Here is a 22,390-nt window from a genome sequence, read left to right on the forward strand (position 1 = left end):
GGAGAGCTTTTAAAAGGAGTGCGGCGATGGAAGAGAAAAGCGGGATCAGACCCTATATACGGGTGAGGCTTGCAGGACAGGAACCTTTTTTCGGAAAAGGGACTGTTCAGATCCTCCACGGCATTGAAGAGACCGGCTCTGTGCGTATGGCATGCCAGCAGATGGGCATGTCATACAGCAAGGGCTGGAAGATCTTAAAGAGGATGGAGCAGGAACTGGGCTTTGCGGTTGTTCTAAGAAAACAGGGCGGACCGGGCGGAGGAAGCACACAGGTCACAGAGCAGGGGAAGGATCTGCTGGCCCGTTTTGAGGCTTATGAACGGGAGGTACAGGAAAGCGCTGCCGGAGCCTTTGAGAAATATTTCTCTTTTAACAGTGAGAACCGTGAAAAGGGTTGATTTTACTCATCGAGTTGTTTGCGAAAATAATTCGATGCTATCATGCGGGTCAGACTGATGAAATAGCGGGATGCTACCCGAAAAGGAGAACAAAATGAAGGAACTGTTATGTGCCCTGCTTGAACATCAAAGACAGGGACTAAGCACTGTGATGGTCAGTGTGACCGCATCATCCGGATCGGTGCCCAGAGGGGCGGGGGCGCGCATGCTGGTGGGAAGCGGCGGCAGGATCTGCGGCACCATCGGCGGAGGCGCGGTGGAATATGAGGCGGAAAAATTTGCGGTCAACTGCCTTGAGCAGAAATGTTCCGGGATCAGACCTTTCTGTCTGGCTCCGAACAAAACGGCGGATATAGGCATGGTATGCGGCGGGGATGTAAATGTCTGCTTTCAGTTCATAGATCCTGAAGACCGCGAGGCGAAAGAGGCCGCTTTATCGGCTCTTGACTGTCTAAATGCGAATTGCCGCTGCTGGATGATTACCGTCCGCAATAGCTTAAAAGGCATAAGATGGCTGACGATTTGTGAGGAGCAGAAGCTTAAGGAACTGCTGGCAGAACTGCTGCCGGATATCGGCGAATGCGAACGGGCGCGCTGTCTGGACCGCCGTTTTCTGGGATTTACCGGGGAGGATCAGAGCGTATATGTGGAACGTCTGTGCGACGGCAGCAGGGTCTATATATTCGGCGCGGGGCATGTGGCCCGGGAACTGGTGCCGCTTCTTACGCATCTTGGATTTGCCTGTGTGGTGACGGATGACAGGGAGAGCTTTGCGGATCCGGCTTATTTTCCGGCAGAGGCGCAGGTATTAAAGGTGGATTTTGAAAAGCTTTCGGATACGGTGCAGGTGATGGACGGCGATTATGCGGTGATCATGACCAGGGGGCATCAGTACGATACGAGGGTCCAGGCGCATTTGCTAAGGACGAACGCCGCCTATATCGGTGTCATGGGCAGCAGGAAAAAGAAGGCGGCCGTCCGGGAGGCACTTAAAAAAGAGGGGTTTACGGACGCCGATCTGGACAGGATCAAAACACCGGTGGGACTTGCGATCCGTGCGGAAACACCGGAGGAAATAGCGGTGAGCATCGCTGCGGAACTGATTATGGTGCGCAGGGACAACGCGGATAGTCTGGTTCAAAAGCCTTTGGCGGGTGAGAGTGGAGGAGATCAACGATGAAATTAATCAGAACAGAGGATGCTGTGGGGCAGGTATTATGCCATGATATGACGCAGATCATACGAGGGGTGACAAAGGATGCGGTATTCCGTAAAGGGCATATTGTTCGTCCGGAGGACATTCCCGTGCTTCTTAGCATCGGCAAGGATCATATCTATGTATGGGAAAAGCAGGAGGGGATGCTCCACGAAGATGAAGCCGCGGAAATCCTATGCCGCATGTGCATCGGAGACAGGGAGAACGCATGCTTTGTAAGAAGCGGCGTGAAAGAGGGGAAGATCGAGATCCTCGCAGGGGAGGACGGCCTTTTAAAGGTAAACCGGAAGCTTCTTTATCAGATTAATTCTCTGGGACAGATGATGATCGCGGTGCGCCATGGCAATTTGCCGGTGAAAAAGGGGGATAAGCTGGCCGGAACCAGGATTATTCCGCTGGTCATTGAGGAGGAGAAGATGCTCCGTGCAGAAAGCCTGTGCGGCGGAGAACCCATATTGCAGCTGATGCCCTTTAAGAATAAGCGGGTGGGAATTCTTACGACAGGCAATGAGGTGTTTTACGGCAGAATCGAAGATACTTTTACGCCGGTCATAGAGGAGAAACTGTCGGAATATCCGGCCAGGGTCATCGCACATGAAATCCTTGGAGACGACCATGAGAGGATAACGGCCGCCATACTGCATATGATCCGGGAGGAAGGCGCCGACCTGGTGATCTGTACGGGCGGGATGAGCGTGGATCCGGACGATCGGACGCCACTGGCCATTAAGAATACAGGGGCTCAAATCGTTTCCTACGGAGCGCCGGTTCTGCCGGGCGCCATGTTCCTGCTGGCGTATTATGAAGGCGGCATTCCGGTACTGGGCCTTCCGGGCTGCGTGATGTATGCAAAGAGGACAATATTTGATCTGGTTCTGCCCAGAATTATGGCGGACGATCCTGTGACAGCAATGGAACTGGCGGCTTTGGGAGAAGGCGGGCTTTGCCTGTCCTGCCCGGTATGTACCTGGCCGAACTGCGGATTCGGCAAAGCATAGGGAGGAATTATGGAATTCACACATATGGACCGAAACGGAAATGCGGTGATAGTGGATGTGGGCGGCAAAGAGATTACCGAACGGGAAGCTGTGGCCAGCGGGCGGATACGGATGAGCCGGGAATGTTATGAAGCGGTGAAAAACCGTACGGCGAAGAAAGGCGACGTCCTGACGGTCGCGCAGGTGGCGGGCATCATGGGGACGAAAAAGACGCCGGAACTGATTCCGCTGTGCCATGTCCTGAATCTGACGAAAGCCGGGGTGGAGTGGGTGATGCACCCGGACAGCCTGGAGATTGAGGCGGTCTGCACCGTTCGCACCGCAGGCCGTACCGGGGTGGAGATGGAGGCTCTGACCGGCGTATCCGTCGCGCTGCTCACCGTATATGACATGTGCAAAGCGATCGATAAGGGCATGGAGATTGCAGGGATCTGCCTTGAGAAAAAGTCCGGAGGCAAGAGCGGCGCCTACCTTCGCTGCGGTGAAAAAGGGGCTGACGGACAGGAAGAAAGCGGGGTGTGAGAATGGAAACAGAAGTGAAAGCTGTGTGTGTCAGTGAAAAGCGGGGCACCGTAAAGCGGCCTGTGGATTCTGCTGTGTTCCTGCAGGATTACGGCATTGAGGGCGATGCACACGCGGGAAACTGGCACCGTCAGGTCAGTCTGCTGTCCTGGGAGAAGATACAGCAGTTTAAGGAAAGCGGAGCGGACGTTGCATATGGGGATTTCGGGGAAAATCTTGTAGTGTCCGGCTTTGACTTTCGAAGCCTTCCGGTGGGAACCAGGTTTATATGCGGAGACGTGGTCCTGGAGATGACGCAGATCGGCAAGGAATGCCATGCGCACTGCCAGATTTATCACCGCATGGGAGACTGCATCATGCCCCGGGAGGGCGTATTTGCAAGGGTAGTATCCGCCGGCGTGATCCGCCCGGGCATGGAATTTAGGATGACGGACCCTGAAGAAAACCGTCCCCTGCGCGCCGCCGTCATCACCTTGAGCGATAAAGGGGCTTTGGGGGAACGGACGGATGAGAGCGGCCCTGCCGTATCGAAACGGCTGACCGGGGCAGGGTATCGGGTGGAAGAGGAGCTTTTGCTTGCCGATGAACAGAAGCGCATAGAGACGGAGTTAATCCGCCTGTCGGACGGCAGACAGCTGGATCTGATTTTAACCACCGGAGGCACCGGCTTTTCAAAACGCGATGTTACGCCGGAGGCGACTTTGGCTGTGGCGGAGAGAAATGCCCCGGGAATCTCGGAGGCGATACGCTCCTATTCCATGCAGCTGACAAAGAGAGCTATGTTAAGCCGCGGAGTATCCGTGATCAGGGGAAGCACGCTGATCGTCAATCTGCCGGGCAGTCCGAAAGCTGTGAACGAGAGCCTGGACTGCATATTGGATACCCTGGAACACGGCATCCGCGTATTAAAGGGAACGGCGGCCGAATGCGCCGCACAAATCAGGCCGGTCCAATGAAAGCCTATAGCATGTGAGGAAAAGGTATGAAAATGAAGAAAAACAGAAAAGTGACCGTTGCTGCAGCGCTGATTTTGATCTGTATAGTTATCCTCGTATCCTGCCAGAAAAAAGAAGCCGGAAAGCAGGATGTCACCATACTGGCAGCGGCTGCCGCCAGCTTGCAGTATTCGTTTGAGGATGAACTGATTCCAATGTTTGAAGAACAGTATCCCTGGATCACGGTGGAAGGCACCTATGACAGCTCCGGCAAGCTGCAGACCCAGATTGAAGAGGGGCTGAAAGCGGATCTGTTTATGTCTGCGGCGGAAAAACAGATGAATGCGCTGGTGGAGGAAGGATATATCGAAGGGGCGGATGTGGTGCCGCTGCTGGAGAATAAGATCGTGCTGATCACAGGCGCAGATTCAAAATTGGAACTTAAGTCATTTGAGGATATCGTGAAGGCGGATACGCTCTCCCTTGGAGATCCTGAGAGTGTACCTGCGGGACAGTATGCGAAAGAGGCTCTGACCAGCCTCGGTCTGTGGGAGCAGGCTCTTAAAAAGGCGAGTCTTGGCACCAATGTGACTGAAGTGCTGAACTGGGTGGCGGAAGGCAGCGCCGATGCCGGCATTGTTTACGCGACGGATGCGGCGACGACTGGCTCGGTAAAAGTCATTGCAGAGGCGCCGGAAGGAAGCCTGGAAAAAAAGGTGATCTATCCGCTAAGCGTGCTGAAGGCGACAGAACACCGGGAGGCTGCCGATCTGTTCAAAGAGTTCCTGCAGACACCAAAAGCCGCTGCGGTGTTTGAAAAATACGGCTTTTCACCTGTATATAATGCTGCGCAATAAGTAAAAGAACGAAAGTGTAAAGGAGCGGAGGATGGACTGGTCACCAATCTGGGTATCCATGAAGACGGCATTTGCCGCCATATGTATCACATTCTTTCTGGGAGTATTCGCCGCATGGGCTGTGGTGAGGATGAAGAATGGCCGCTCCCGCGCCATATGGGACGGGATTCTCACTATGCCCCTGGTGCTGCCGCCGACTGTAGCGGGCTTTTTTCTGCTCTATCTGCTGGGGGTTAAACGCCCTGTCGGCCGCTTTTTTATTGAGCAGTTCGGGGTAAAGATCGCCTTTTCCTGGGGGGCGGCCGTAATTGCCGCGGTGGTGATTTCCTTTCCTTTAATGTACCGTTCTGCCAGGGGCGCTTTCGAGCAGGTGGAACCCAATCTGATATTTGTGGCCAGGACGTTAGGTATGTCGGAGTGGACGATTTTCTGGAAGGTGCTCCTGCCCAACGCCCTGCCCGGCGTGGTCAGCGGCGGAGTGCTGGCTTTTGCCAGGGGCATGGGAGAATTCGGAGCTACCGCTATGGTGGCCGGCAATATCGCGGGAAAAACGAGAACACTGCCTTTGGCGGTCTATTCCGCCGTGGCAGCGGGAGATATGGACAGCGCGCACCGGTATGTGCTGGTCATCGTTGTGATCTCCTTTGCGGTGGTGGTGTTTATGAATGCCGTGTCCGGGCGGAAGAAAACGAAAGGAAAAGGGTGCGGTAAATAATCATGCTGGAAGTGGAACTCACAAAAAAGCTGAAAGAATTTACAATGGAGATCTCTTTTCAGGATGGGCTGGAAGGAAGGGACGGGTGTCTCGGCGTTTTGGGCGCGTCAGGATGCGGCAAGAGCATGATGCTCAAGATGATTGCGGGCATTGAGATGCCGGATGCAGGCCGCATCGTGCTGGGTGGGAGAATCCTGTTTGATTCGGAAAAGAAAATCTGCTTAAAGCCTCAGAAACGGAAAGTCGGATATCTGTTTCAGAACTATGCGCTGTTTCCCAACATGACCGTGGCAGAAAATGTGGCGGCCGGCCTGACCGGCCCGAAGGCGTTTCGGGAAGAAAGGGTGGGAGAGATGCTCGAACGGTTTCATCTTAACGAGCTGGCGGCCCGCTATCCTGACGCGCTTTCCGGCGGACAGCAGCAGCGGGCAGCCCTCGCAAGAATCCTGGCTTACGAACCGGATGCGATCCTGCTGGATGAACCCTTTTCCGCACTGGACGGATATTTGAAGGAGGAACTGCAGCTGGAGCTGTTGGAGCTTTTGTCCGGTTACCGGGGCCCTGTGGTCCTCGTCACACATGACCGTGACGAAGTGTACCGTCTGACCAAAAATCTGATGATACTCGACAGGGGCAGGCTGGTGGAAAAAGGGGGGACCGGACAGCTGTTTCAGAACCCCGCACACTATCTTTCCGCCAGACTCACCGGCTGCAAGAATCTGTCCAGAGCCGGCAAACTGTCCCGCTATCGTCTTGCCGCTTTGGACTGGGGCATCGAACTTGTGACATGCGAACCGGTGCCGGACGATCTAAGCTTTGTGGGAGTGCGCGCCCATGATTTTCTGCCGGCCTCCGGGCCGGATCAGAATAAGGGCGCTGCGGAGAATGTGATGCCGGTGAGGGTGCTAACACTCACCGAATCCCCCTTTGAATGGGTGGTGGTGTTTAAAAATGCCGGTTCGGGCGAGGGGGAGAAAAAGCCTTTGTGGTGGAAATTTGAGAAGGATATACGGCATCATGACCTGGCTGGGCAGATGCCGCAATATCTGCGCATACCTCCGGAATGCCTGCTCCTCCTGCGGGGCCAATAGAAGGAGGATTCAGTCATCTTCTGGGTGCAGCCGGGGGCGCTGTCTGATTGGGTCTGCCGGTTTTGCAGGCTTCGGTGTTAAGAGTATCTAAGACTTTCTGCTTTTATGCAGGACAAGGTAAAATGAACCAAACTCGCTTCGCTCAAACAAGGTTCATTTTGCCTTTGCATAAAATCAGAAAGCCTAAGATACTCTAAACACCTGCAGATGCAAAACCGGCAGACCCAATCAGACAGCGCCCCCGGCTGCACCCAGAAGATGACTGAATCTTTGAATTAAGAATGTTACCCATGACTTTGTGTGCGGGGGAATTAACTTTAACTTATCGCTGGGGGTTATTTTATAGCATATATAGTATTGGACGTTACTGCTATGTGGGGATGTGGCTGGAGGGTGTGAAACTGTAACGATTTTGGTGTAAGGCGACATATTTTTTTTGATTGATCCATAGTTTAGTCTAAAGCGGTGTTCGGGTTTAGGGGACATATATGGACGGAATTATGGATGTTAACGCGAAGATAAATGGGTTTGTGTGGGGACTGCCTATGCTGGCGGTGTTTTTGAGCATTGGCTTTATGTTCAGCGTGCGGTGCGGGTTCTTTCAGATTACGGGGATTAGGATGTGGATGAATCAGACCATATTGGCCTGCTTTCGCAGAAAAGATGTGAGAAAAACCGGTGACAGCAAGTCGATATCACAGTTCCAGTCGGTCTGCACCGCGCTGGCGGCCACTCTTGGTACCGGCAATATCGCGGGGGTTGCCACGGCGATCGCGGCCGGCGGCCCGGGGGCTGTGTTCTGGATGTGGGTTTCGGCGCTTCTGGGCATGATGACCAGCTTTGCGGAGAACACGCTGGGAATCCGCTACCGGTATACGGATGCGGATGGAAACTGGGTGGGCGGCGCTATGGTCTATATGGAAAAAGGGCTGCATGCGAAGGGGATGGCTATGGTGTACGCGGCTCTGTGCGTGCTGGCCTCCTTTGGGATCGGGAATATGTCCCAGGCCAATTCCATTGCGGATGCCATGGCTTCCAACTTTCAGGTGCCTCCTTTTATTACGGGGGTGGTCATGGCCGGAATCATCTCTTTAGTGGTGATGGGAGGGATGAAGAGGATCGCCGGAGTGACGGAAAAGGTGGTGCCGTTTATGGCCATCGTTTATATGCTGGGGGCAGTTCTTGTCGTTTGGTTCAACGCGGGACGGCTGCCGGCGGCCGTGGCTTCTATCTTCAGAGAGGCTTTTCAGTGGAAGGCGGGAATCGGCGGCGCCGCGGGCTACGGCATCATGACCGCTATGAAAAAAGGTATTTCCAGAGGCGTTTTTACCAATGAGGCGGGACTTGGAAGCTCAGTGCTGGCCCATTCTGCGTCCGACGTTAAGGAGCCGGCGGTGCAGGGAATGTGGGGGATATTTGAGGTGTTCGCGGATACGATCGTGATGTGCACGATCACCGCCCTGGTCATTTTAACCTCCGGCGTATACGATGTGGGCATCTATGCGGGAGCGCTGGGCACAGAGGCTTTTGAAGGGCTGCCGCTGGGCGCGTCACTGACCGCCAATGCATTTTCCAGCGTGTTCGGAGCGGCAGGAGGGAAATTTGTGGCACTGGCCCTGACGCTGTTTGCTTTTTCGACACTGCTTGGATGGTCTTATTACGGCGTGCAGGCCATATCCTATCTTTTTGGAAAGAAGGCGGTGAAGCCTTACCAATGGGTATTTATTGTTATGATCGTGGTGGGCTGTATGGCGAACCTTACCATGGTCTGGGAGATCTCGGACACCTTTAACGGGCTGATGGCGATTCCCAACCTGATCGCGATCGTGCTGCTAAGCGGTCAGGCGGTGCAGCTGGCCGGGCCATACATAAGAAAATCTTAAGCTTCTGATGAGAAAGGGTTAATACTCTTTCTGCTCTGACATGTTAGTATAACATTACGTAAATTCACTGGTATCTGAACGGCAGCGCATTTATCTGCCGGTATATGAGAAGCGTAAATGGATAAAATAAGGGAAAAGCATCGGAGGTCCTTATGACAGAGCAGGAAAGAGAAAGGCTTAGGAAACAAAAAGAAAAGATAGTGAACCGCAGGAGAAAGCTGCGCCGCAGAAAGAAGCTGCGCAGCCTGATCAAGGGAACAATTACGGCGGGGCTGATCGTGATACTGGCCACATTTGCGGCGAAAACGGCGGTCACACTGATTGAGCAGCGCCGGCAGGAGCGGGAAGAGACAGTGCCTTATGAGGAAACCTCGCCGCTCACCTTTCTCCCTAAGGAGAGCGGGCAGGCTGCGGCTGCCGGCCAGGCCCGCAGCCGTTATGATGAAGAACTGATTGCGGGCCTGGAAGAGATGAAGGATGTAAATCCCATGGTGGACAAGATCCTTTATAATCTGGATCAGTATCCTGAGACGCTTCTCAGGCTTTTGGTGAAGGATGAGGATACGCTGGATTTCGTACTGGGCTATCCGGCCAAGAAAGGTACCGTGTCAGCGAACATCGACCTGACGGAGGAATATAAAAAGGGTAAAATACCGCTGCTGCTGCAGTGGGACCAGCGATGGGGCTACGGTGAGTACGGCGACGGCATCATCGGACTGGACGGATGCGGTCCGGTCTGTTTATCCATGGTAGCGGTGGGCGTATTGGAGGATGTGTCCGTCACTCCGGACCGGGTGGCGCAGCTGGCTGAAAAGCGCGGGTACATCGAGGACGCCGGGACGAGCTGGGATCTGATGACTGAGGGCGCCCGGAGTCTTGGACTCGTAGCGGAGGAACTTCCCTTAAGCGAAAATACCGTAATCGAAACCCTGAAAGCCGGCCATCCCATCATCTGCAGCATGAGAAAGGGAGATTTCACCACAACCGGCCATTTCATCGTGCTGACCGGCTATGAGGACGGCAGGATTACCGTCAATGATCCCAACAGCAGAAAACGCAGTGAAAAAACATGGGATTTTGATACGCTTCAGTATCAGATCAAAAATTTGTGGAGCTATACGGCCGGGCAGTAAGTACGCCGCATGTTATGCCGATTTCTCCCGGCCTCCCCTGCGGGCTGTGATTTTAAATGTTAGTTCAGTCATACTGATCATGATGACGATAAAAACGAAGAGGTATACCGGAAGTATCGCAAAGCTGATCAGATTGCCGAGCAGTCCGAACAGCGGCGGGATAAATGTCGATCCGACATAGGCGCTTGCCATTTGAATTCCGATAATCGCTCCGGAGTTCTCCGCGCCGAAATTACTCGGTGTGGAATGAATAATGCAGGGATAGATCGGCGCACAGCCAAAACCGATGATGATAAATCCGACCAGAGAGACCGTTGGGTTTTCTACTGGAATAAGCAGTGAAAGAATCCCGCAGGATAAAATGCAGGTGCCGAGAATAATCATCTTTCTGTCACCCAGCTTATTCATAATAAAGCCGCCGAGGAATCTGCCAACGGTCAGGCCTATGTAAAACAGCGAAGCAAACCCTGCCGCCCGATCGATAGTCACGCCCTTAACCTCTACCAGATAAGTGCTCGCCCAATACATCGCGGTCGCTTCTGCCGCACAGTATGCGAAAAAGCCGATCAATAGATAAGGAACGCCCCTGATTTTCAGCGCGCCAACGAGGCCGATACTTTTTGCATTATCCTCGTCAGACTGCCGGCTGGCTTTCCAGACAGGGAGAGTGGCGAGAAGAAGCAGGCCGATGCCAAGCTGTATGAAAGCGACAATGCGGTACCCGCTGTGCCAGGTTGAATGTGTTAAAGCATAGCTCATGACAAACGGACTGACAATCGTCCCTACGCCCCAGAAGCAGTGCAGCCAGCTCATATGCTTGGATGTATAGTGGAGGGCAACATAGTTGTTCAATGCGGCATCAATCGCTCCGGCGCCAAGACCATAAGGGATTGCGAATACTAAGAGCATCCAGAACTGGCTTGAAAAGGAAAACCCAAACAGAGCGATCACCGTGAGAAATACACTGCTCACAGTCACAATGCGTGTGCTGAATTTTCTTGTCAGCTTATCCGACAGCATGCTTGATATAATGGTTCCTCCCGATATGACCATGGAAACGATACCCATAAAAGAGATCGGAACGTTTAAGTCGTTATGTATAACGGGCCATCCCGAGCCGAGAAGTGAATCGGGAAGTCCAAGGCTGATAAAAGCTAAATAAATGAGCGCTAGTAAAAGTGAGTACATGATTGTCCCTCCTGTAGTTGTTGACAATTAGCTACTATAGCATGCGCGGCAGATTTTTTCAATGGATTTTCGTTTTACGGCTGCCGTAAACTTTTCGAAGCTATTTAGTTGCGGTAAGGTTCCCGCGCAAGAGAGGGCAGGGTATGGTCCTCATAGGGACGCGCTCTCGCTCCGTGAAGCGCGCAGCGGTTCTAACGCTGCAAACTACGCAGCGAAAGAACCGGCGGGTTTCAAGGGATCCCTATGAGGACCATACCCTGCCCTCTCTTGCGCTGCTTTATCGGCAGCTCCGAATGGTACTCTGTAAAATTACTGTTTACGGCCGCCGCAAACTTCCCGTGTTTGTCAGGGCAGGGAGGGTGGCAGCCGGCAGTTTTCAATTGAATAAAGACTGCCGCTTTCACGGTCATTGCTGTGAGGGCGGCAGCCTTTTTGTGTTACTGGCAGCATTATCTTGTCTGGTTTTCTGTACTGCCGTCCGCTGCACGCGGCAGGAAGTCATAGAGCTCCTCATAGGATCTTATCTCATCGTCGGACTGCGGGAGAGAAGGAATCAGCCCGGTACAGTCTGTGGCCGAACTCGCGTTGCAGAAATCATAATCCAGTTCATCAATCTTTTTCTCTTTCACCGAAAACCCTCCTTATCATGTCACCAACCGAAGGTTGATGAACTACGCACGCTTCGGCGTGCTACCGCTTATCATGTCACCAACCGAAGGTTGATGACCTGCGCACGCTTCAGCGTGCTACTGCTTATATGCTGCACTCTATAGTATCGGCTTACGGACATAAGAATATTCGGCTGCGTGCGTATCGTAAAGAAAACGTTAAGGACATATCGGAGGAATTGATTAAAAAGTAAGAGGCATGCTACACTAACTGCGTCATTTGTAAAAAGGATCGGAACCGTTTGGCAGATGATGAATAAAAAATTGATAATGGGGAATGAGAATCGTATGAAGATATCGGATCTATGTATGCTTTTAGGCGGGCTGGCGCTGTTTTTGTATGGGATGCAGATGATGAGCGGAGGGTTAGAGGCTGCGGCTGGGAATAAGATGAAGACCATCCTGGAAAAGCTGACGGCCAACCGTTTTCTTGGCGTATTGGTGGGCGCAGGCATCACTGCGGTAATCCAGTCCTCCTCCGCCACTACGGTGATGGTTGTGGGTTTTGTAAATTCCGGCCTTATGACACTCGGACAGGCCATGTGGATTATCATGGGTGCCAATATCGGCACAACAATCACCGGGCAGCTGATTGCGCTGGACATCAGCATGATCGCACCGTTTATCGCCTTTATCGGCGTAGTGATGATCGTATTTTTAAAAGGTGAGAAGCTGCATCATCTGGGGAGCATTATTGCAGGCCTTGGCGTGCTGTTTATCGGAATGGATATGATGAGCAGCGCGATGCTGCCGCTTAGGGATTCGGAAGGGTTCATCCATCTGATGACCAGCTTTAAAAATCCGGTGTTCGGCATCCTGGCAGGCATGCTGTTTACCGCGGTGATCCAGTCCTCATCCGCATCCGTCGGCATTCTGCAGGCGTTAGCAAGCGGAGGGTTGATCGGACTCTCAAGCTCCGTATTTGTGCTGTTCGGACAGAATATCGGCACCTGTATCACCGCGATTTTAGCATCCATAGGGACGAGCCGCAATGCGAAGCGGACCACCATACTGCATCTGGCATTCAATGTGATCGGCACCTGCATTTTTGTGGCTGTCTGCCTGCTGACACCGTTTACCGCCTTTATGGAATCCCTAACACCCGGCAATCCCGCGGCACAGATCGCCAATGTACATACGGTGTTTAATGTGACCACCACCTTGATCCTGCTTCCGTTCGGAGGGCTGCTAGTAAAGGCCGCCAAATTGCTGCTGCCGGATAGGGGAGAGGAGGAAGAGGAAACCATGCGCCTGATGTATTTGAAGCCGCAGGCATTTCACGGAGAACATCAGATCGGTGCGGTGACGCTGGCCATATCGCAGCTTCGCCAGGAAATATCCAGAATGTTAAGATTTGCCAATGAGAACGTAAACTTAAGTTTCAATGCCGTGAAAGAGAGCACGGAAAAGGATATGAAGCGGATCCTATATAATGAGGAATATCTCGATTATTTAAATGCCGAGATATCCAAATGCATATCCAGGCTGATATCCATGGAGATGCCCGTAGGTGATTCCCGAATCATGAACGGCTATTTTAAAATCGCCGGCAATATCGAACGGATCGGCGATCATTCCATGAATGTGGCGGGATACGCCCAGGCGCTAAAAAGGGACAGCCTGCGCCTGTCAAAGATGGCATTGGAGGAGGTGGATCAGATGCACTCCATATCCTTACAGATCATGGAGACACTGGATGTCCGGGAGGGTGAGGACAGCATGCATCTTCTTGAAAAAATTGCAAAAATGGAGCAGCTAAGCGATGATATGAATGAACGCTTCCGACAGAACCAGATCGGGCGCATGATGCGCGGTGACTGTCCGGCTCAGGCCAGCATCCTCTATTCGGAGATGCTGACCGATTTCGAACGGATCGGTGATCACGCCCTGAATATAGCGGAGGAGTATGCAAAAATGTCATAGCGTGTATAGGCTGTTGATTTTGAGGAACAATAATACAAATCAACAGACCGAGGGAAAGGGCAGCTGCGCTATGAAAAAAGATTCATTTGAGGGATGGTATTTTAAACATCAGAAAGGAAACCAGGCTTTTGCGGTGATTCCGGGCATGAAAAGGGACCGTCACGGAAGGAAATCTGCATTTATACAAATCATATCGGACGGTTTTTCTGCCTACTTCCCCTATTCCATGGATCAGGTGGAGTATCGGGCAAGGCCGTTCCATTTAAAAATCGGGGACAGCGTATTCACGAGATGGGCGGTGAGCCTCAATCTGAAAAGATCCGGCGCGGTCGTAGAGGGAAAGCTCTGGTACGGCCCTCTAAGAAAGCTGGAATATGACATTATGGGTGTGTTCGCGCTCATACCGGGACTGGAATGCCGTCACGATGTGATCAGCATGGGGCACCGGCTGGAAGGCGCCATCAATATCAATGGAAAAAAGCTGGACTTTACAGAAGGGACCGGCTACATCGAATCGGACCGCGGCCGTTCCTTTCCGGGCAAATACCTCTGGACCCAGTGCTCAGACTTTATCGACGGCAGCGCCCGCATCATGGCAGCGGCCGCCACGATCCCTATGGGACCCTGGTCCTTTCCGGGATGCATCTGTGCGGTGATCCTAAAAGGAAAGGAATACCGCCTGGCCACCTATCTGGGCGCCAAGGTCATGGAATGCTCCGGCAATTCGCTCATACTGCGCCAGGGAGATCTCTGCTTTAAAATGAAGTGGTACGGTCCACAGGGCCTGACCTTAAAAGCGCCTGTATCGGGGGCCATGACCCGCAGCATCAACGAAAGCCTTATGGGTGCCGCGCGTTATCGTCTGACCGAAGGCGATAAGGTGCTGCTGGATGTAAAGACCAGAAGGGCGAGTTTTGAATACAGCGAATAAAAAGCAGTGGGACCGTGCGCACTTGTGGTGTGCAGCGGTTCCTTTTTTGTTCAACAGGGTGTGCCCAAAATACAACTTATTAGTTACTATTAACAGCTTTAGCACCAACCGTGATCAGTAACAACTTATTCACAGCGGGAGCTTTGACTCTTGACAGAAAAGACCTGGTTCCGTATGATGGTAGAAACGGGATTTTGCCAAAGGATACAACTATGATGCAAAAATGATGTAAAATTTCACAATGATAAAGGGGGTAGAGTATGATACGGATTCTGATTGTGGAAGATGAAAAGCCCATTTCTAAATTGATTGAGATGAACCTGGCCGCTGCCGGCTATGAGTGCGAATGCGCGTTTACCGGAACGGAAGCGGCTGTAAAGATAGAGGACAACCAATATGACCTGATACTTCTGGATATCATGCTGCCGCAGATCGACGGATATGAGCTGATGGAATATATTCGACCGTATGGAATCCCTACCATATTTATCACTGCTAAGAGCGCGGTGGCTGACCGTGTAAAAGGGCTTAGGGCCGGGGCCGAGGATTACCTGGTCAAACCCTTTGAGATCATCGAGCTGCTGGCCAGAGTGGAGACCGTGCTTCGGAGATTCCATAAGGAGGAGGAACAGATTGCGATCGGAGGTCTTGTGATCGATACCGGTTCCAGAACCGTGAAAAAGGACGGAGAAGAGATACGGCTGACGAAAAAGGAGTATGAGCTTCTCCTTTTGTTTGTCAGAAATAAAAATATTGCGCTGTTCCGCGATAATATCTATGAGCGGATATGGGAAGGGGATTACGACGGAAACAGCCGTACCGTGGATCTGCATGTGCAGAGACTTAGAAAAAAGGTGGGCTGGGAAGATAAGCTGACCGCGGTTTATAAGATCGGCTACCGTCTGGAGGTGCAGGATTGAAGTTTTCCTGGAAAGTGTTTTTCAGCACGCTGACGCTGACGGCCGTTACTTTCAGCCTGGGAGGATATCTGCTGATATCCTCCCTGTTTCATCAGTCGCTGGAACGGGAGAAAAAAACAGCTATAGAAGAAAATGAACTGATGCGATTTTCTTTCCTGACGGCTGCCGCGGCGGTGCCGGGCGAGAACAGTGAGCTTTCTGCCGGCCAGATCAGCAGCATTTCCCAGGCGCTGCCGGTGGGAAATGGGGAATACCGGCTTGGCATGCGCATCAGCGGCGAGGACGGCAGCATCTACTATCAGACGGCGGGTCTGTCCGTCCGCCAGGACCTTCCACTGGATATCCCTGTAAACACCAGGATCACCCGCATATACTTGGAATCGGACAGATATTACATACAGACAGCCTGCGTGTTTGCCGTACAGCAAAATACGCTGTGCATGGAGAATTTCCGCGACATCACCAGCCTGTTTGAAGAGCGTGATGTGCAGTATGATATATTTCAGAAATTGATGCTTGTGCTGCTTGTGCTGGACGGCATGATCATTGGTCTGGTTTCCTGGTGGCTGACCTATCCGGTAAAAAAGCTCTCCAGGGCGGCCAGGTTGATTGCCGGAGGGCATTATGAAAAGCGCGTGGATGTGCACAGCGGGGATGAGATCGGAAAACTGGCCCAGGATTTTAACCTCATGGCAGATAATCTGGAGGAGAGGATATTACAGCTGAAGGAGGCTGCCAGGAGGCAGGAGGATTTTATTGGCAGCTTTGCGCACGAACTGAAAACGCCGCTGACATCGATCATCGGCTATTCTGATATGCTGCGTTCCAAGGAGATGATGCCGGAGGACCGGTTTGTGGCGGCAAACTATATCTTTCAGGAGGGCAAACGCCTTGAGGCGCTATCGCTAAAACTTATGGAACTGATCGTGCTCAACCGGCAGGAACTCCCGATGAGAAGGGTGGAGATTACGGATCTGATGGAGAGCGTGGCAGGCGTGATGTATCCGGTGCTGGAAAAGGAGCATATAGAGCTTAATATGGCGGCGGAAGAGGCCGTGCTTGTTCTGGAGCCTGACCTGGTGAAAACGCTGTGTATCAATCTGATTGATAACGGCAGGAAGGCCATCGATAACGGCGGCCGGATTTTTTTCCGGGGCCGGATTGCGAAGGACGGGTATCATATACTGGTTAAGGATACGGGAAGAGGGATGCCCAAAGAGGAGCTTTCCAGGATTACGGAGGCGTTTTATATGGTGGATAAGTCCCGCGCCAGGGCAAAGGGCGGCGCGGGTCTGGGGCTTGCGATCTGTTCCAGAATCGTGGAGCTGCACTGCGGAAAGATCCGCTTCCGGAGCGTGCCCGATGTGGGAACGCTGGCAGAAGTCATTCTTCCCCTGGCAGATCAATAAAGGAGATTTATGAAAAATGTGATTAAAAATATGGTGATAGTCCTGATATTTATTACGGTTATGGCCGGCTGCATACTCCTTCCGTCCTATGTATCCCACGGACAGGATAAGAGCATACTGGGGGAGAGCTGGACGGAGGAACTGACCCTGACACAGGACGGTTACCGTCATCAGCTGACTACATATGAAAAGCTGCAGCTCCTGCTGTTCGGATACTTTTCGAACGATGAGGATGGCCGGGTGATCGTTACACCGCCTCAGCAGACCGTAAATGACAAAGAACAGGGATCCGCATTCTGGGAGAGATGTACGGATGAGGTGGAGAAGGTACAGGAGATGGGCATTTGTCCGTTGCCGGACATACAGTATGATCTGACACATTTAGAGGCCAGAATGTATAATTTTATCAATACGGAAACACCGTCCGTCTATCTGGAACTCTGGGTGGTCTACATGATGACGGAATACGGCAGCCTGGTCGCCTATATGGATGAGGAAACAGGAAAGATCTATTCGATTTATTCGGATACCGAATTCGGGTATTATGAAAGCGTACTGGAATCGAATCAGGAGGAAATCTCCCGGAAAGCGGCGATAAACATACAGGATGGAAGAATTGTTCTGGGAAACATGGAAGATATGGCCAGAAAATGGGGGGAATACCTGGGGCTTGAATATGTAGGCATGAAAAGTCAGGAAGACGGTATGTCAGGACGGTGGATTTACAAAGCGGAAGAGGAGCAGGTGGTTTACAGCTGGACCTCATACGGCGGCAGTTTTAACCTGCAGCCGTCATTTGCCGTAATTGAGTGACGGGTGCATTGCCTGAACGGTTTGCAGCGGCTTTTTGATTTACTGCAATGGTATTTGTTGCAATTATGATGCATTGCCCTGTTATGATTATCCGGACGGCGGATAAAATGTGCACAGATCATCAATGAGACGAGGGTGGTTTTATGAACGGGAGAGAGCAGACAGAACAGAAATCGGAAGGCAGAATGAGCAAAGAGGAGCGTTTAAGACAGCAGCGAAGGATAGAGCGGAGGCGCCGAAGACGAAGAAAGATCCTGATACGCCGCGCGCTGGCCGCCGGTGCATGTGCGGTCTGCCTGCTGACGCTGATTTCATTTATAAAACCGGACAAAACGGAAACGTCCACGGCTGGGGGCGGTGAACAGAATCTGGGCGGTCCAAAGGAAACTATCGCCGCTCTTCCGGAACAGGAAGAGCCGAAGGATTTCTCCGCGATTGAGATTCCTGACTGGATCAAGCAGGATTTCCTGACTCCGAATCCCTATTCCAGACCGCAGAAACAACTGGAGGCGGTCAACGGAGTTGTGGTGCACTATGTAGGCAATCCGAATACCACTGCGGAGCAGAACCGGAGTTACTTCAACAGCCTGGCGGAAACGAAAGCCACCTATGCCAGCAGCAATTTCCTGATCGGTATGGATGGCACGGTCATACAGTGCATGCCGCTGGGAGAAGTCGCTTACTGTTCCAATGACCGGAATTCGGACACGCTTTCCATCGAGTGCTGCCACCCGGACAGCAGCGGGGAGTTCACAAAGGAAACCTATGATTCCCTGGTCAAACTGACCAGATGGATCTGTGAAACCTTTGAACTAAAGGAAGAGGACGTAATCCGGCACTATGATGTAACCGGAAAGGAATGTCCGAAATATTATGTGGACAACCCTACGGCCTGGGAAGCGTTTCGCAGAGAGGTATTTCAATAATGATGGAGAAGAGGCCGTGATCCAGTTCTGCGTGGATGCGGCCTCCCTGCTTTTCCAGCAGGGTTTTGGCGATGGACAGGCCGAGTCCGGTCGTTTTTTTCTGTCTGGACAGATCTGTGGTATAGAACCGTTCAAAAAGAGAATCCAGGTCGGCGGCAGTGATGCCAAAAGCTGCATTGGTAAATGTAATGACCGCTGACCGGCCATTTGCGCGGGAGGTGATGCTGTACGGAGCTTTGCCATGTATGAAAGCGTTATAAATCACATTGGAGAATACCCGCTTTAACGCATCTTTATCGGCTGCTGCCAGCCAGGCCTGGTCGGGTATTTTAAGTACAGGTTCCACGCCGCGGCTGCAGAAATCATCATAGTAAATTGAGACAGTGTCCCGAAGCACATCATTTATGCTGACAGTGTCTATGCAGAGCGTAAGCTCATTGTTGGACAGCCTGGCATACTCAAACAGCTGGTCTAACAGAGCGCGCACCGCTTCCATGCGTTCTTCCACGATCATTCCGTATTCCCTGCGCTTTTCGGGGCTTAGATCCTGGCGGTTCATCATCTGGATGTAACCGCCAGCGCTTGTTAAAGGCGTGCGCAGGTCGTGCGAAATTGCCGTAATTGTTTCGCGGAACAGCCGGTCCGATTTCTTTTGCTTTCGTACAGCTTCTTTGTGAGAGACCAGCGCCTGATTGATGTGCTCAGCTAAAGCGCAGAACTCTTTTTGGGACAGCTGCGTGCAGATCAGCTGGTTGGTATCGGTTGAAAGGATCTTTAACAGCTGCGCGTCCAAATCGCGCAGATTCTGTTTCACGGCGTGCAGGCGGGCGGCCAGGATGGCGGCCGCAGCTGCAAGCATAAAAATGAGTGAAAAAGGTAGGATATCCATAGACAGCTCCTGTTTTTTGATAGCCGTATGACTTGAACGGCCGCTTCCTAATGTTTTTAGATGTCCCTCTTTTTGAAACAGAAAACACCGAGAAAGACCGACAGAAGAAGCGTAATCACACCTGAGATTACAGCCGTACAGAGCGCTGCCGCATCCGGGGCCGGTGAGGCGATGGAGGACGCACAGTTGACCAGCCAGTACCGTTCCAGCTGCAGCCTGCCCCCTGTAAAGATCCCGGATAAGGAGAGCAGGGACGGCAGAAAGATTAGCAGGCAGAAATTAAGCGCAACGGCTCCGCCGCTGCTGCGAAAGAGTATGGCAATAAACATGCAGACCCCGGAATAGGCGGCCAGCAGAAGCAGCTGTACCAGGATGGTCTGCAGCAGTGTCAGCGCAAAAGAGCCTGTGATTGGGCCGGTTCCCCATAATACGCTGGCCGCTGCAAAACTTGTGGCCATTGCGGCGAATGTAAACAGCAGAGAGGCTGCCGCATTGCAAAGATATTTCGCGAGATAGATGCGTCCCCGCCCCAGCCCGCGGCTCACTGTGTTCCTGACGGTGCCGTGGGAGAATTCCATGGCCGTGAAGATGCTTGTAAAAATCAGGATCAGCGTCTGATAGAGGTTGCCGGAGAATGTCTCCATCATCAGTGATATACCACTTATATTGAAATCATCCGCTGCATCGGAGCCGCTTACGGAAATCTGAAATCCGTTTTGGCCGGCTCCCATGCGGTTAAGCCCCGAATCTTTTGCTGTCAGAGTCATCATTCCTTGAAATATCAGAACGATGATGAGTCCGGTCACCGCGGAAATGATGAGCAGGGTCCAAAAGCTGCGGCTGTGAAACAATTTATATAATTCAGATCGTATTAAGTTATGCATGTTTTGTTCCTCCCATCCGTTCCATGAAATAGCCTTCCAGATCCTCCCCAGAGGACTGAATGGTTTTTACAGTGATACCGCTGCCGGTCAGCGCTTTATTGAGCAGACCGCTGTCTATATCCTGGCCGAAGATGCGGATGATATGGCCGTCCAGCACGTCATAGTCCCGGGTATGGAACAGTTCCTCGATCAGGATACATGCCTGTTTCGCGTCATCCACCTCCACCTTCAGACACCGCCGGCAGCGCAGCTCCAGCTCATCTTTCGTGAATTCTTCTACCAGCATTCCGTCGTTTAAAATGCCGTAACAGGTGGCGATCTTATAGAGCTCGCCCAATATATGGCTGGAGATCAGTATGGTGATGCCGTCTTCCTTATTCAGTTTGAGCAGCAAATCGCGCACATCCCTGATACCTGTGGGGTCCAGGCCGTTGATCGGTTCATCCAGGACAAGAAAATCGGGATTTCCCAGAAGGGCCATCGCGATGGACAGGCGCTGTTTCATACCCATGGAGAAATGTTTTACCGTTTTTTTACCGGTATACGTAAGGCCAACAGCCTGAAGCGCCTTAACCGGCGCGCCTTTATCCGGAAGTCCCAGCAGGATGCGGTGATTTTCCAGATTCTGAAGAGCCGTCATATACGGATAGAGAGCGGGAGACTCGATGATGCAGCCCAGCCGTTTTCTCTGTTCATCCAGGGATGTGGAACCAAACAGCTCTATGGTTCCTGTACCCGGGGCCGCAAGCCCCATGATCATTTTCATAAGGGTGGTTTTTCCAGCGCCGTTTTTACCGATCAGTCCGTAGATTTCACCGCGGCCCACATTCATGGTCACTTTGCTGACTGCATTTTTTCCGTGATAGACCTTGGTGAGAGCATTGGTTCTGAGTGCATATTCCATAAGCAAATCCTCATTCTTTCGTTCTTCTTTAAGATCATCATAGCCTGAAATCTTATGGAAACCCTGTGAAAAGCATAAAGAAACCTTAAAGAAACATCTTAAATCCGATCCCCCAGACGGTTTGGATATACTGCTCGTCTGGATCGGCTTTTTTAAGTTTCTGGCGCAGATTGCTGATATGCACATTAACCGTGTTGTCCTCTGTATAGTATTCCTCGTTCCATACAGCGTCAAATATATTGTTTTTAGTGAATACCTTGTTCGGATTGCTAAGCAGCAGCTCCAATATCAGATATTCCCTCTTTGTAAGGCTTATCTGCTGTCCCTTTACCTTAACTTCCAGCGTATCCCGGTTCAGCGTCAGATTCTTAAAACAGCAGACCGCATCGGGGGTATGGGCCGGCTGGCTGCGCCTTAGGACCGCCTCCATCCGTGCCAGCAGCTCTTCATTATGGAAAGGCTTAACGAGATAATCATCCGCTCCGGACCGGATCAGGCCGACCCGGACCGCCACATCGTCCCTGGCGGATATGCAGATGACCGGAATATCGGTCTGCTGCTTTATATGAGCCAGAACCTCTTCTCCCGGCATACCGGGCAGCATCAGATCCAGTAAAACCAGATCAAAGCGCTGCAGGGAAAGAAGGAGCAGAGCCTCGGTCCCCGAATAAGCCGCCCGCACCCCATATCCGTTTCCTGTCAGCAGTTCCTGTTCCATATTGCTGATATGCGCATCGTCCTCCACAAGCAAAACCTGTAGTTTATCCATAAAGCCCTCCCTGCACCGTCCGTCCCTGTTTCATCCGTTTATATTATATTGTCCGCAGGGAAACATGTCAATGCGCCCATGCATAGAAGCTTCCCCGTTATTGATCACGGGTTACTGTTCACACGCTGCCGATAAAGCAGCGTATGAGAGAGCAGGGTATGGTCCTCATAGGGATCCCTTGAAGCCCGCCGGTACTTATTGCTGTGTATTTTACAGCATTAGTACCGCTGCGCGCTTCACGGAGCGAGAGCGGGTCCCAATGAGGACCATACCCTGCCCTCTCTTACGCGGGAATTTTTCGGTAACTGTGAACAGTAACGCTTCCCTGTATTTCAGACCAAAAAAACTATACGTGAGACAGAAATTATTGTATTCTAGGATAAGAATGCATACAATACGGGTATACACCCTGGAAATA

22 protein-coding genes are annotated in these 22,390 nt (G+C 52.0%); 16 read left to right on the plus strand and 6 right to left on the minus strand.

Annotated elements, in window-relative coordinates:
* Window positions 1-26: 26 nt before the first annotated feature.
* The 10 genes from DWZ56_RS12935 to DWZ56_RS12980 all read left to right on the plus strand — a co-directional run bounded on the left by DWZ56_RS12935 (window position 27) and on the right by DWZ56_RS12980 (window position 9,748).
* Entirely contained in the window at window positions 27-398 is a 372-nt protein-coding gene (locus DWZ56_RS12935) for a winged helix-turn-helix domain-containing protein (protein WP_118557043.1), read from the plus strand.
* Window positions 399-492: 94 nt separating this feature from the next.
* Window positions 493-1,578, plus strand: a complete 1,086-nt coding sequence (locus tag DWZ56_RS12940) for an XdhC family protein (RefSeq protein WP_158584571.1) — start codon at window positions 493-495, stop codon at window positions 1,576-1,578.
* Window positions 1,575-2,612, plus strand: coding sequence for a molybdopterin-binding protein (locus DWZ56_RS12945; protein ID WP_118557045.1), 1,038 nt, complete (start codon window positions 1,575-1,577; stop codon window positions 2,610-2,612). Before DWZ56_RS12940 ends, DWZ56_RS12945 begins: the two co-directional genes overlap by 4 nt.
* A gap of 9 nt (window positions 2,613-2,621) precedes the next feature.
* Window positions 2,622-3,134 (plus strand): cyclic pyranopterin monophosphate synthase MoaC, encoded by a 513-nt coding sequence (gene moaC / locus DWZ56_RS12950; protein ID WP_118557046.1) that lies wholly within the window; start codon window positions 2,622-2,624, stop codon window positions 3,132-3,134.
* 2 nt (window positions 3,135-3,136) lie between these two features.
* A complete protein-coding gene (locus DWZ56_RS12955; protein WP_118557047.1) occupies window positions 3,137-4,090 on the plus strand; it encodes an MOSC domain-containing protein in 954 nt (317 codons plus the stop codon).
* Window positions 4,091-4,116: 26 nt separating this feature from the next.
* On the plus strand, window positions 4,117-4,926 hold the full coding sequence (modA, locus tag DWZ56_RS12960; protein WP_330424875.1) for a molybdate ABC transporter substrate-binding protein: 810 nt from the start codon (window positions 4,117-4,119) through the stop codon (window positions 4,924-4,926).
* Between the two features lie 31 nt (window positions 4,927-4,957).
* Complete coding sequence (gene modB, locus DWZ56_RS12965) at window positions 4,958-5,641, plus strand: molybdate ABC transporter permease subunit (protein ID WP_118557048.1); 684 nt, start codon at window positions 4,958-4,960, stop codon at window positions 5,639-5,641.
* Window positions 5,642-5,643: 2 nt separating this feature from the next.
* Entirely contained in the window at window positions 5,644-6,732 is a 1,089-nt protein-coding gene (locus DWZ56_RS12970; RefSeq protein ID WP_118557049.1) for a sulfate/molybdate ABC transporter ATP-binding protein, read from the plus strand.
* Window positions 6,733-7,220: 488 nt separating this feature from the next.
* On the plus strand, window positions 7,221-8,615 hold the full coding sequence (locus DWZ56_RS12975) for an alanine/glycine:cation symporter family protein (protein ID WP_118557050.1): 1,395 nt from the start codon (window positions 7,221-7,223) through the stop codon (window positions 8,613-8,615).
* Between the two features lie 152 nt (window positions 8,616-8,767).
* A complete protein-coding gene (locus tag DWZ56_RS12980) occupies window positions 8,768-9,748 on the plus strand; it encodes a C39 family peptidase (RefSeq protein WP_243095251.1) in 981 nt (326 codons plus the stop codon).
* 12 nt (window positions 9,749-9,760) lie between these two features.
* Here the strand turns inward: DWZ56_RS12980 and DWZ56_RS12985 are convergent, their stop codons facing one another.
* Window positions 9,761-10,936, minus strand: coding sequence for an MFS transporter (locus DWZ56_RS12985; protein ID WP_118557051.1), 1,176 nt, complete (start codon window positions 10,934-10,936; stop codon window positions 9,761-9,763).
* Window positions 10,937-11,385: 449 nt separating this feature from the next.
* Entirely contained in the window at window positions 11,386-11,565 is a 180-nt protein-coding gene (locus DWZ56_RS12995) for a hypothetical protein (RefSeq protein ID WP_118557053.1), read from the minus strand.
* A 327-nt stretch (window positions 11,566-11,892) separates the two neighbouring features.
* Between DWZ56_RS12995 and DWZ56_RS13000 the strand changes: the two genes are divergently transcribed.
* The 6 genes from DWZ56_RS13000 to DWZ56_RS13025 all read left to right on the plus strand — a co-directional run bounded on the left by DWZ56_RS13000 (window position 11,893) and on the right by DWZ56_RS13025 (window position 18,526).
* Window positions 11,893-13,527, plus strand: coding sequence for a Na/Pi cotransporter family protein (locus tag DWZ56_RS13000; protein ID WP_118557054.1), 1,635 nt, complete (start codon window positions 11,893-11,895; stop codon window positions 13,525-13,527).
* A 70-nt stretch (window positions 13,528-13,597) separates the two neighbouring features.
* Entirely contained in the window at window positions 13,598-14,458 is an 861-nt protein-coding gene (locus DWZ56_RS13005) for a tocopherol cyclase family protein (RefSeq protein WP_158584572.1), read from the plus strand.
* 260 nt (window positions 14,459-14,718) lie between these two features.
* Window positions 14,719-15,378 carry a response regulator transcription factor gene (locus DWZ56_RS13010; RefSeq protein ID WP_118557056.1) on the plus strand — a complete coding sequence of 220 codons (660 nt, stop codon included), beginning with the start codon at window positions 14,719-14,721 and terminating at the stop codon, window positions 15,376-15,378.
* A complete protein-coding gene (locus DWZ56_RS13015; RefSeq protein WP_118557057.1) occupies window positions 15,375-16,787 on the plus strand; it encodes a sensor histidine kinase in 1,413 nt (470 codons plus the stop codon). Before DWZ56_RS13010 ends, DWZ56_RS13015 begins: the two co-directional genes overlap by 4 nt.
* Before the next feature lie 9 nt (window positions 16,788-16,796).
* A complete protein-coding gene (locus DWZ56_RS13020; protein WP_118557058.1) occupies window positions 16,797-17,600 on the plus strand; it encodes a hypothetical protein in 804 nt (267 codons plus the stop codon).
* Between the two features lie 143 nt (window positions 17,601-17,743).
* Window positions 17,744-18,526, plus strand: a complete 783-nt coding sequence (locus DWZ56_RS13025; RefSeq protein WP_330424876.1) for a peptidoglycan recognition protein family protein — start codon at window positions 17,744-17,746, stop codon at window positions 18,524-18,526.
* Here the strand turns inward: DWZ56_RS13025 and DWZ56_RS13030 are convergent.
* The 4 genes from DWZ56_RS13030 to DWZ56_RS13045 form a co-directional block, all read right to left on the minus strand.
* Window positions 18,486-19,415, minus strand: coding sequence for a sensor histidine kinase (locus DWZ56_RS13030; protein WP_118557059.1), 930 nt, complete (start codon window positions 19,413-19,415; stop codon window positions 18,486-18,488). The genes DWZ56_RS13025 and DWZ56_RS13030 overlap by 41 nt on opposite strands.
* 56 nt (window positions 19,416-19,471) lie before the next feature.
* Complete coding sequence (locus DWZ56_RS13035; protein ID WP_118557060.1) at window positions 19,472-20,299, minus strand: ABC transporter permease; 828 nt, start codon at window positions 20,297-20,299, stop codon at window positions 19,472-19,474.
* Window positions 20,292-21,203 carry an ATP-binding cassette domain-containing protein gene (locus DWZ56_RS13040; protein WP_118557061.1) on the minus strand — a complete coding sequence of 304 codons (912 nt, stop codon included), beginning with the start codon at window positions 21,201-21,203 and terminating at the stop codon, window positions 20,292-20,294. The genes DWZ56_RS13035 and DWZ56_RS13040 overlap by 8 nt, the downstream gene beginning before the upstream one ends.
* Before the next feature lie 85 nt (window positions 21,204-21,288).
* Complete coding sequence (locus DWZ56_RS13045; protein WP_118557062.1) at window positions 21,289-21,972, minus strand: response regulator transcription factor; 684 nt, start codon at window positions 21,970-21,972, stop codon at window positions 21,289-21,291.
* Between the last annotated feature and the right edge of the window lie 418 nt (window positions 21,973-22,390).

It is taken from the genome of Lachnotalea sp. AF33-28 (assembly GCF_003477885.1).
Classification (GTDB): Bacteria; Bacillota; Clostridia; order Lachnospirales; family Lachnospiraceae; genus AF33-28.

What these genes read in the sequence shown, in the direction of transcription:
- DWZ56_RS12935 (WP_118557043.1), top strand. Translation starts at nt 27, where the DNA reads ATGGAAGAGAAAAGCGGGATCAGACCCTATATACGGGTGAGGCTTGCA.
- DWZ56_RS12940 (WP_158584571.1), top strand. Translation starts at nt 493, where the DNA reads ATGAAGGAACTGTTATGTGCCCTGCTTGAACATCAAAGACAGGGACTA.
- DWZ56_RS12945 (WP_118557045.1), top strand. Translation starts at nt 1,575, where the DNA reads ATGAAATTAATCAGAACAGAGGATGCTGTGGGGCAGGTATTATGCCAT.
- moaC (WP_118557046.1), top strand. Translation starts at nt 2,622, where the DNA reads ATGGAATTCACACATATGGACCGAAACGGAAATGCGGTGATAGTGGAT.
- DWZ56_RS12955 (WP_118557047.1), top strand. Translation starts at nt 3,137, where the DNA reads ATGGAAACAGAAGTGAAAGCTGTGTGTGTCAGTGAAAAGCGGGGCACC.
- modA (WP_330424875.1), top strand. Translation starts at nt 4,117, where the DNA reads ATGAAAATGAAGAAAAACAGAAAAGTGACCGTTGCTGCAGCGCTGATT.
- modB (WP_118557048.1), top strand. Translation starts at nt 4,958, where the DNA reads ATGGACTGGTCACCAATCTGGGTATCCATGAAGACGGCATTTGCCGCC.
- DWZ56_RS12970 (WP_118557049.1), top strand. Translation starts at nt 5,644, where the DNA reads ATGCTGGAAGTGGAACTCACAAAAAAGCTGAAAGAATTTACAATGGAG.
- DWZ56_RS12975 (WP_118557050.1), top strand. Translation starts at nt 7,221, where the DNA reads ATGGACGGAATTATGGATGTTAACGCGAAGATAAATGGGTTTGTGTGG.
- DWZ56_RS12980 (WP_243095251.1), top strand. Translation starts at nt 8,768, where the DNA reads ATGACAGAGCAGGAAAGAGAAAGGCTTAGGAAACAAAAAGAAAAGATA.
- DWZ56_RS12985 (WP_118557051.1), bottom strand. Translation starts at nt 10,936, where the DNA reads ATGTACTCACTTTTACTAGCGCTCATTTATTTAGCTTTTATCAGCCTT.
- DWZ56_RS13000 (WP_118557054.1), top strand. Translation starts at nt 11,893, where the DNA reads ATGAAGATATCGGATCTATGTATGCTTTTAGGCGGGCTGGCGCTGTTT.
- DWZ56_RS13005 (WP_158584572.1), top strand. Translation starts at nt 13,598, where the DNA reads ATGAAAAAAGATTCATTTGAGGGATGGTATTTTAAACATCAGAAAGGA.
- DWZ56_RS13010 (WP_118557056.1), top strand. Translation starts at nt 14,719, where the DNA reads ATGATACGGATTCTGATTGTGGAAGATGAAAAGCCCATTTCTAAATTG.
- DWZ56_RS13020 (WP_118557058.1), top strand. Translation starts at nt 16,797, where the DNA reads ATGAAAAATGTGATTAAAAATATGGTGATAGTCCTGATATTTATTACG.
- DWZ56_RS13025 (WP_330424876.1), top strand. Translation starts at nt 17,744, where the DNA reads ATGAACGGGAGAGAGCAGACAGAACAGAAATCGGAAGGCAGAATGAGC.
- DWZ56_RS13030 (WP_118557059.1), bottom strand. Translation starts at nt 19,415, where the DNA reads ATGGATATCCTACCTTTTTCACTCATTTTTATGCTTGCAGCTGCGGCC.
- DWZ56_RS13035 (WP_118557060.1), bottom strand. Translation starts at nt 20,299, where the DNA reads ATGCATAACTTAATACGATCTGAATTATATAAATTGTTTCACAGCCGC.
- DWZ56_RS13040 (WP_118557061.1), bottom strand. Translation starts at nt 21,203, where the DNA reads ATGGAATATGCACTCAGAACCAATGCTCTCACCAAGGTCTATCACGGA.
- DWZ56_RS13045 (WP_118557062.1), bottom strand. Translation starts at nt 21,972, where the DNA reads ATGGATAAACTACAGGTTTTGCTTGTGGAGGACGATGCGCATATCAGC.